Origin of the sequence: Streptomyces aurantiacus, from assembly GCF_001418335.1 — a bacterium.
Taxonomy (GTDB): domain Bacteria; phylum Actinomycetota; class Actinomycetes; order Streptomycetales; family Streptomycetaceae; genus Streptomyces; species Streptomyces aurantiacus.
In genome coordinates this window covers 1-9,125 of the sequence record NZ_LIPP01000066.1, presented here as the reverse complement: position 1 = coordinate 9,125, position 9,125 = coordinate 1, and the positions used below count along the sequence as shown (strand labels likewise).

Below are 9,125 nucleotides of genomic sequence, written 5' to 3'. Positions count from 1 at the left end.
ACCCCTCCCTACCGAACCGCTCCCCGCCGGACCGCCCGCCCCCGGGCAAGGTCCGTCCGCCACCTCGGCCCCAACTGGTACGCCTCCGTCATGGGCACCGCCGTCGTGGCCACCGCGGGCGCCGGTCTCCCGTTCGGCGTGCCGGGCCTGCGCACCGTATGCACGGCGTTCTGGGCCCTCGCGCTGGCCATGCTCGTCGTCCTCCTCCTCGCGCGGACCGCGCACTGGACCCACCACCGGGACCAGGCGGTGACCCACCTCCTGGACCCGGCGACGGCACCGTTCTACGGCTGTCTCTCGATGGCCCTGCTGGCCGTCGGCGGCGGCGCCCTCGTCGTGGGCCGGGACTGGATCGGCACCCCCGCGGCGGTCGCCCTGGACGCCGTCCTGTTCACGGCCGGCAACCTGATCGGGCTGACGGCGGCCGTGGCCGTCCCGTACCTGATGGTGGTGCGCCACCGGGTGGACGCCACCCAGGTCACGCCCGTGTGGCTGCTCCCCGTGGTCGCTCCGATGGTGTCCGCGGCGCTCGGCCCCCTGCTCGTACCGCATCTGCCGGCCGGCGAGCCCCGCGAGACCCTGCTTCTCGCCTGCTTCGCGATGTTCGGCCTCAGCCTGCTGGCCACCCTGGTGATGCTGCCGATGATCTTCGCCCGTCTCGTCACGGGCGGTCCGCTGCCGCTCGCCCTCACCCCGGCCCTCTTCCTGGTCCTGGGTCCGCTGGGTCAGTCGACGACGGCAGTCGCCACGTTCGCCGTCGCCGCTCCGGGGGTCGTGCCCGCCCCGTACGACCAGGGCTTCGTCGTCCTGGCGGTGCTCTACGGCGTACCGGTGACGGGTTTCGCGCTGTTCTGGCTCGCGCTGGCCGGCGCGCTGGTGGTGCGGGCCCGCCGCCGGGGCATGGGCTTCACGATGACCTGGTGGGCGTTCACCTTCCCGGTGGGCACGTGTGTGACGGGCACCGAGGGGCTCGCACGGCATACGGGGCTCGCGGTCTACGACGGCCTCGCGGTCGCCCTCTTCCTGCTGCTGCTCGTCGCGTGGAGCGTGGCCGCCGCACACACGGCCCGCGGCCTGCTCAGCGGCCGGCTGCTCGCACCGCCGCCGCGAGCACCCCTGGCGCTCGCGCCACCGCCGGTCCCCGTCGTCTGAGACGGCGCCCGACCCTGTACCCGGCCCGGGGCCCGTGGGCCCGCACTCACCGGTTGAGGTCGTCGACCGCCTCGATGTGGTCCGCGACCGCGACGACCAGTACGCGGGTGTCCTCCTCGGTGGCCCGCCACCGGTGGCGCACCCCGCCCGTCAGATACAGGGTGTCGCCCCTGCCCAGGCGGTATGCGCGGCCCTCCGCCTCCACCTCGACGACGCCGTCGGCCACGTACATCAACTCGTCGTTGCGGTGCTGGAATTCGCGGCCGGCGTCCTGGTCACCGGAGAACTCCATGGCGTGCAGCTGGTGGTGACCGCGCACCAGGGGGCGCACGCGGGGCTCATGGGTGAACTCGGAGTCGTCGGCGTGCACCACGTCGACACTGCGCGCCGGGTCGGCGGCGGCCAGCAGCTCCACGCGAGTCGTCCCGAGGGCGTCCGCCACGCGTTCGAGGGAGCGGACGCTGGGCCGGGCCCGCTCGTTCTCGACCTGGCTGAGGAACGGCACCGACAGCCCGCTGCGCTCGGCGACGACGGCGAGGGTGAGCTCCAGCGCCCGGCGCCGGCGCCTGACGGCCGCGCCCACTCGAAGGGTCTCTTTGCTCTCGTCCATCGCTTCGGCTCCCCCCTGTGCGTCGTCGGTGCATGAGGTGCGGTGGCGGCGCGGCTCCCGGTGCGTACGCGCCCATGTCTCGCGGCTTCCTGAAGTGTTCTCTGCACCCTACGGGTGTTCGCCAAACTGTTTCACGCGGCCGTCACATCCCCGTAAACATTGCCGCGCCGGGGCACCGCCGGGCGTGGGAACGACGACGGGGGGTGGGCGGCACCGTACGGTGCCGCCCACCCCCCGTGGAGTTGCTGAAAAGCTGCTACGGAGTCATGCGTTCCACCATGTCCGGGTGCTCCTTGAGCCACGCGGCGACGGCGTCCTCCTCGTGTCCCTGGCCGCGGTCCTTGATCTCGGCCTCCAGGCTGCCGAGTTCGTCCTCGCTCATCTTGAAGTTCTTGATCCACTTGGTGAGCTGCGGGTACTGCCCGGGGAACTTCTTGTTGGAGATGGTCCGGATCGTGTTGCCCTCACCGAACAGCTTCTTCTCGTCCGACAACTTGGTGAGCTCGTAGTCGCTGTAGGCCCAGTGCGGGGACCACAGGACGACGGCGACGGGCTCCTCCTTGGAGTACGCGCGCTTCAGCTCGGCCAGCATCGCCGGCGTGGAGCCGTCGACGACCTCGTACTCCTTGTCCAGGCCGTAGCCCGGCAGCACGTCCTTCTTGAGGAGGTTCATCACGCCGGTGCCCGGCTCGATCCCGATGATCCTGCCGTCGAACGTGTCGGCCTTGCCCTTGAGGTCCGCAAGGGTCTTGATGCCCTTGACGTAGGAGGGCACCGCGATCTCCAGGGACGTCGGCTCGTACCAGGTGCCGAGGTCCGCCAGGTTGTTCTTGTGCTTGTTCCAGTAGTTCGACTGCGCGTACGGCAGCCACGCGTCGAAGTTGACGTCGATGTCGCCGGAGGCCAGGCCCGTGTAGACCGGGCCGACGTCCATCTGCTTCAGGTTCAGCGTGTAGCCGCGCCGGGCCAGGACGTTCTTCCACAGGTAGGTGACGGCGACGTCCTCGTCCCACGGGAACCAGGCGACGTCGATGGCGCGCTTCGCCTCGGCGGGCGTGCCGGACGAGGAACTCGCCACCGGGGCCAGCTCGTCGACGACCTTCGAGTTGTCCTTCAGCCAGGTGCGTACGGCGTCCTGCTGCGCGCCCTTGCCGGCCTTGTTGATCTGCGACTCAAGGCTCGTGAGCTGCTTCTCGGTCATCTTGAAGTTCTTGAGCCACTTGCCGACGACCGGGTTCTCCGCAGCGAACCCCTTGCGGGCCAGCGTGTGCACGCCGTCGCCCGAACCCCAGGCCTTCTTGGGGTCATCGAGCTTCTTCAGCTTGTAGTCGCTGTACGCCCAGTGCGGCGACCAGAGCGTGCCGACGAACGGCTTCTCGCCCGCGTACGAGCGCTTCAGCTCGGCCAGCATCGCCGGCGTGGAGCTGTCGACGACCTTGTACTCCTTGTCGAGCCCGTACGCCTTGAGGACCTTGGTCTTGAGCAGGCCCATCATTCCGGCGCTGGACTCGATGCCGGTGATCTTGCCGCCGAACACGTCGGACTTGCCCTTGAGGTCCGCCAGGGAGTTGATGTCCTTCATGTAGGCGGGGACGCTCAGCTCAAGGGACGTCGGGCCGAACCAGGAGCCCAGGTCTTCGAGCTGCTTGCCGTACTTCTTCCAGTACTGCTCGTGGGTGGTGGGCAGCCAGGAGTCGGTCTCGAAGTCGATGTCGCCCTGGGCGAGGGAGGTGTAGAGCGGGCCCGCGTCGAACTGCTTGACGTCGACCTTGTAGCCGCGCTGCTCCAGGATCTCCTTCCAGAGGAAGGTGGAGGCCACGCCCTCGTCCCAGGGGATGTAACCGATGGAGATCTTCTTGCCCTGGCCGACGTTCCCGGAGTCGGACGCGGTGGTCTCGGTCCCGTCGTCGCTGGAGCCGAAGATGCCCATGCCGCCCGCGACGAGCGCGAGTACGACGACACCGACCACGGCCACGGTGGGCTGGGGGCGGTAGGACCAGATCTTCAGGCCGCCCGCGGCACGCAGCTTGGCGACGGCGCGGCGGCCCAGCGGTGAGACCTCCGTGCCCAGCGCGCTGGTCATGCGGTCCAGGTAGATGGCGAGGATGACGATGGCGACGCCCGCCTCGGAGCCGAGGCCGACGTTCAGCTGGCCGATGGCCTCGTTCACGTCACCGCCGAGGCCGCCGGTGCCGACCATGCCCGCGATGGCGGCCATGGACAGGCCCAGCATGATGACCTGGTTGACGCCCGCCATGACGGTGGGCAGAGCCAGTGGCAGCTGGACGCGCAGCAGGATGTTGCCGGGGGTGGTGCCGAACGCGTCGGCCGCCTCGACCAGTTCCTTGTCGACCTGCCGGATGCCCAGCTCGGTCATCCGGACGCCGGGCGCCAGGGCGAAGATCAGGGTGGCCACGATGCCCGCGGGGGCGCCGGTGCCGAAGAACAGGATCGCCGGGATCAGGTAGATCATCGCCGGCAGCGTCTGCATGAAGTCGAGAACCGGCCGCACGAGGCTGCTGACCCGGTCCGAGCGGGCCGCCCAGATGCCGACGGGCACGGCTATGACGAGCGCGATGATCGTCGCCACGAGAACGAGCGACAGAGTGATCATCGCGTTCTCCCACAGTTCGAGGGAGTCGATGAAGGCGAATCCCACGAAGGTGAGGACACCGGCCGAGGTGCCGCGCAGCCAGAACGCGATGACCGCGAAGATGCCCGCGAGGAGCAGCGGTTCCGGGGCCTGGAGGACGGCGTTGATGCCGTCGTAGGCGCCGTCGAAGACGGTCTTGAAGAAGTCGAAGAGCCACGCCATGTGGTTCAGGAGCCAGTCGACCGTGTCGTTGACCCAGTCGCCGAAGGGAATTCTAGGCATCGGTCGTCACCGCTCCGAGGGTCTTGCCACGCGGGGAGTCGCACGGCGCCGGTTCACCTTGTTCGTCGCCGAGGAAGCCGACGAGCCGCCGCCGTGGCACGACTCCGACCAGCTTTCCCTTCTTGTCGACGACGGCGACGGGGTGCGTCAGCCGGGCGCTGACGGCGCACAGATCACCGAACGAGCTGTCGGGGCGGGCGGTCTCGCAGCCGCAGTCCGCCTCGTCGCCGCGCAGCTCCGTGTCCATGACGGAGGCCGCGGTGAGGACCCGGGAGCGGTCGACGTCCTGGGTGAAGGAGGCGACGTAGTCGTTCGCGGGGCGTACGAGGATGTCCTCGGCGGTGCCGATCTGCACGATCTCGCCGTCCCGCATGACGGCGATGCGGTCGCCGAGGCGCATGGCCTCGTTGAGGTCGTGGGTGATGAAGACGATGGTCTTCTTGAGCTTCTTCTGGAGTTCGATCAGCTGGTCCTGCATGTCGCGGCGGATCAGCGGGTCGAGCGCGCTGAAGGACTCGTCCATCAGCAGCAGGTCGGCGTCGGTGGCGAGCGCCCGGGCCAGGCCCACGCGCTGCTTCATTCCGCCGGACAGCTCGTCGGGCCAGGACTTCTCCCAGCCCGCGAGCCCGGCAAGCACCAGGGCCTTGTTGGCGCGGTCGAGGCGTTCGGCGCGCGGCACGCCCTGCACCTCCAGGCCGTACGCGGCGTTCTCCAGAACGCTGCGGTGCGGGAAGAGCGCGAAGTGCTGGAAGACCATGCTGACCTTCCGGGACCGGACCTCGCGCATCTCACGGTCGTTCAGCGCGGTCAGGTCCTGCCCGTCGAAGACCACGCGGCCCTCGGTCGGTTCCAGGAGCCCGTTGAGCATGCGCAGCAGCGTGGACTTGCCGGACCCGGACAGACCCATCACGACGAAGATCTCGCCGGGCTCCACCGTGAAGGACGCGTCGATCACCGCGGCGGTGATGCCGTCGGCGCGCAGTTCCTCGCGGTCGGCTCCCCCGCGCAGCCGCTCGACTGCTTCGCCGGGTCGTCTGCCGAACACTTTGTAGAGCTGTTCCGCCTGCAGCCTGGATGACACAAGTACCTCTCCGGTAGAACGAAGACGGCCCGCCTCCCCCGCCGGCGGGCCGTGGAGCGATGCGGGTTCCGCCCGCTCATCCGGTTCGCACATGTCAGGTTTGGTTGAAACGCGACCGGGTTCGCTCCGGGTCCGCACCTGCCCCCGACCTCGTGGCGCAAACCCAACCGTGTCCCAGTTCACATAACGTTTACTTCGGGATGGTTGCGGGAATTCGTTTTCGCCCACTGTCAGCGCCCGGCCGTGACTGTCAGTGGCTTACGGCATGATGCGAGGCGTGACGCAGCAGACTCAGCAGCCTCGGCGAACCATGCTCCTCGACACCGCCTCCCTGTACTTTCGCGCCTATTTCGGGGTCCCGGAATCCGTCCGGGCCCCGGACGGCACGCCGGTGAACGCCGTGCGGGGCCTGCTGGAGTTCATCGACCGGCTGGTACGGGACCACCGGCCGGACGACCTGGTGGCCTGCATGGACGCGGACTGGCGTCCGCAGTGGCGGGTCGACCTGATCCCCTCCTACAAGGCGCACCGCGTGGCCCGGGAGACCACGACCGGGCCGGACGAGGAGGAGGTGCCCGACACCCTGTCGCCGCAGGTGCCGGTCATCGAGGAGGTCCTGGACGCGCTGGGCGTCGCGCGCGTGGGCGTCGAGGGGTACGAGGCGGACGACGTGATCGGCACGTTCACCGGCCGTGCCACGGGCCCGGTCGACATCGTCACCGGCGACCGCGACCTGTACCAACTGGTGGACGACAAGCGGGGTGTTCGCGTGCTGTACCCGCTCAAGGGGGTCGGCACGCTGCAGCTCACGGACGAGGCCTGGCTGCGTGAGAGGTACGGCGTCGACGGGGCGGGCTACGTGGATCTCGCGCTGCTGCGCGGCGACCCGAGCGACGGACTGCCGGGGGTGCCGGGCATCGGTGAGAAGACGGCCGCCAAACTGCTGGCCGAGTTCGGGGATGTGGCCGGGATCATGGCGGCGGTCGACGACCCGAGGTCCAGGCTCACGCCGTCGCAGCGCAGGCGCCTGGACGAGTCGCGGCCGTACGTCTCCGTCGCGCCGAAGGTCGTCCGGGTGGCCGGTGACGTACCCCTGCCGGCCGTGGACACCGCGCTGCCCCGCTCGCCGCGCGACCCGGCGGCCCTCGACGCACTCGCGGCGCGCTGGGGTCTCGGCGGCTCGCTGACACGGCTGCTGTCGACTCTGGGGTCCTGAGAGGGACACTGGAACACGCGGGGTTGCAGCTGGGCCCGGTGGTCCAGGGGTGTCAGTCCGGGAGAGATGCTAACTTAGGTAAGCCTAAGCGAACTTACCCAGGAGGCCGTTATGGCAGAGCGTCCGGCACGCAGGACTCCCAAGCCGCACTCCGCGCGGGTCGTCCGCACCGAGCGGCTGACTCCCCATATGCACCGCGTGGTCCTCGGAGGTGACGGGCTCGCCGATTTCACGGCGGGCACCAGCACCGACCATTACGTGAAGCTGCTGTTCGGGGCCGAGGGCGTGACGTATCCGGAGCCCTTCGACATGGCGCAGATCCGCGAGGAGTTCCCACGGGAGCAGTGGCCCGTGACGCGTACGTACACCGTGCGCGCCTGGGACCCTGTGCTGCGCGAGTTGACCCTGGACTTCGTGATCCACGGCGACGAGGGACTCGCCGGGCCGTGGGCCGCCCGCGTCCGGGCGGGCGAGCTCGTGCGGTTCCTCGGGCCGGGCGGGGCGTACGCACCCGACACCGAGGCCGACTGGCATCTGCTGGCCGGCGACGAGAGCGCGCTGCCCGCCATCGCCGCCTCGCTGGAGGCCATGCCCGACGGTGCGCAGGTACGTGCCTTCGTGGAGGTCTCGGGTCCGGAGGAGGAGCAGAAGTTCGACTCCGACGTGGAGGTCGTCTGGCTGCACCGCGGTGACCGGCCGGTCGGCGAGGCACTGGTGGCGGCCGTTCAGGGGCTGGAGTTCCCGGCGGGCCGGATGCACGCGTTCGTGCACGGCGAGGCGGGGTTCGTGAAGGAGCTGCGCCGGCTGCTGCGGGTCGAGCACCAGATTCCGCGCGAGGACATCTCCATCTCCGGGTACTGGCGGCTCGGGCACAACGAGGACGGGTGGCAGGCGGCGAAGCGGGAGTGGAACGCGCAGGTCGAGGCCGAGCAGGAGGAGGCCTCGCCTCCCCCTGTCTAGACTGCGCATTCCTTGGGCCGGTTCTTCGTGTGCGGGTCGGCCGTGGCTGAGCGCGCAGTTCCCCGCGCCCCTGAAAGGCGGGTCCGCCGTGGCTGGGCGCGCCCCTGCGGCGGAGCCGCATATGACACAGCCCCGCGCCCCTTGAGGGCGCCGGTGTCTGCGTAGGGTGGGTGGGTGAGACGTAAAGCGCCTGTTCCGCCTTCTCCTCTGCCGCAGCGTGAAGGGGTGGATCCGGTGCGGGTGCGGCTGCCGGCCGGCGGGGCCTGGAGCACCGTTCGGGAGCATCTTGTGGAGCGGCTCGCGCCGCGGGCCGCGGTGATCGACGAGATGTTCGCCGCCGGGCGGATCGTGGGCGCGGACGGGCGTGCGGTGACGCCGGAAGCGGCGTACGTGCCGGGGATGTTCGTGTGGTTCCACCGGGAACTGCCCGACGAGGAGCGGGTGCCGTTCCCCGTGGAGGTCGTGTACCGCGACGAGCACATCGTGGTCGCCGACAAACCGCACTTCATCGCCACGACACCCCGGGGCAGTCATGTCACCGAGACGGTGCTGGCGCGGCTGCGGCGGGAGCTTGGGGTGCCGGCGCTCGGGGCCGCGCACCGGCTCGACCGGCTCACCGCCGGGCTCGTGCTGTTCACGGTGCGACCCGAGGAGCGCGGCGCGTACCAGTCGCTGTTCCGCGACCGGCTCGTACGCAAGGAGTACGAGGCGGTGGCCCCGTACGCCCAGGGGCTGGACCTGCCCCGTACCGTGCGCAGCCGGATCCACAAGGAGCGGGGCGTGCTCGCCGCCCAGGAGGTGCCGGGTGAGCCGAACGCCGAGAGCCGGATCGAGCTCGTGGAGCAACGGGACGGCCGGGCCCGCTACCGGCTGCTGCCCCGGACCGGCCAGACCCACCAACTGCGGGTGCACATGAACGCGTTGGGCGTGCCGGTCCTCGGCGACCCGCTGTATCCGGTGGTCACCGGCCCCGTGCCGGCCGGTGACTTCCGGCGTCCGCTCCAACTGCTGGCGCGGGTGCTGGAGTTCACCGATCCGGTCACGGGTCGCAGGCATGAGTTCAGCAGCGGACGGACTCTTCAGGCATGGTCCGCCTACGACGACTGGGCCGGTGACGGGCCGGCTCAGTAGCCGCGCCACCAGCGCACGAGGCGCTGCCAGGCGCCGAGCCGCTGTCCCGATCCGGTGGCCGGGGCGGGCGCCGGGGCCTCCGGCAGGTCAAGGGTGGGGC

The 9,125-nt window shown here is 70.1% G+C and carries 7 protein-coding genes; 4 read left to right on the top strand and 3 right to left on the bottom strand.

Translation table 11 applies throughout. The annotated features are described in order from the left end of the window. Nucleotides 1-1,152 (top strand): TDT family transporter (locus AOK01_RS09990; RefSeq protein ID WP_055510583.1); only part of this gene is annotated, 1,152 nt, incomplete at its 5' end. A gap of 46 nt (nucleotides 1,153-1,198) precedes the next feature. Here the strand turns inward: AOK01_RS09990 and AOK01_RS09985 are convergent. From AOK01_RS09985 to AOK01_RS09975, 3 genes are all read right to left on the bottom strand, one after another. Next, nucleotides 1,199-1,762, bottom strand: coding sequence for a helix-turn-helix domain-containing protein (locus AOK01_RS09985; protein ID WP_055510582.1), 564 nt, complete (start codon nucleotides 1,760-1,762; stop codon nucleotides 1,199-1,201). A gap of 256 nt (nucleotides 1,763-2,018) precedes the next feature. After that, entirely contained in the window at nucleotides 2,019-4,637 is a 2,619-nt protein-coding gene (locus tag AOK01_RS09980; protein WP_055510581.1) for an ABC transporter permease/substrate binding protein, read from the bottom strand. Continuing rightward, nucleotides 4,630-5,718 (bottom strand): quaternary amine ABC transporter ATP-binding protein, encoded by a 1,089-nt coding sequence (locus AOK01_RS09975; RefSeq protein WP_055510580.1) that lies wholly within the window; start codon nucleotides 5,716-5,718, stop codon nucleotides 4,630-4,632. The genes AOK01_RS09980 and AOK01_RS09975 overlap by 8 nt, the downstream gene beginning before the upstream one ends. Before the next feature lie 268 nt (nucleotides 5,719-5,986). Here AOK01_RS09975 and AOK01_RS09970 point away from each other — a divergent pair, with 268 nt between their 5' ends. The 3 genes from AOK01_RS09970 (at nucleotide 5,987) to AOK01_RS09960 (ending at nucleotide 9,025) form a co-directional block, all read left to right on the top strand. Beyond that, the gene (locus AOK01_RS09970) at nucleotides 5,987-6,934 is read left to right on the top strand and encodes a 5'-3' exonuclease (RefSeq protein WP_107099779.1); all 948 of its coding nucleotides are present in this window, start codon (nucleotides 5,987-5,989) and stop codon (nucleotides 6,932-6,934) included. 111 nt (nucleotides 6,935-7,045) lie between these two features. Next, complete coding sequence (locus AOK01_RS09965; protein WP_055510578.1) at nucleotides 7,046-7,894, top strand: siderophore-interacting protein; 849 nt, start codon at nucleotides 7,046-7,048, stop codon at nucleotides 7,892-7,894. A gap of 174 nt (nucleotides 7,895-8,068) precedes the next feature. Then, nucleotides 8,069-9,025, top strand: a complete 957-nt coding sequence (locus AOK01_RS09960) for an RluA family pseudouridine synthase (RefSeq protein WP_055510577.1) — start codon at nucleotides 8,069-8,071, stop codon at nucleotides 9,023-9,025. The last annotated feature ends 100 nt before the right edge of the window (nucleotides 9,026-9,125 follow it).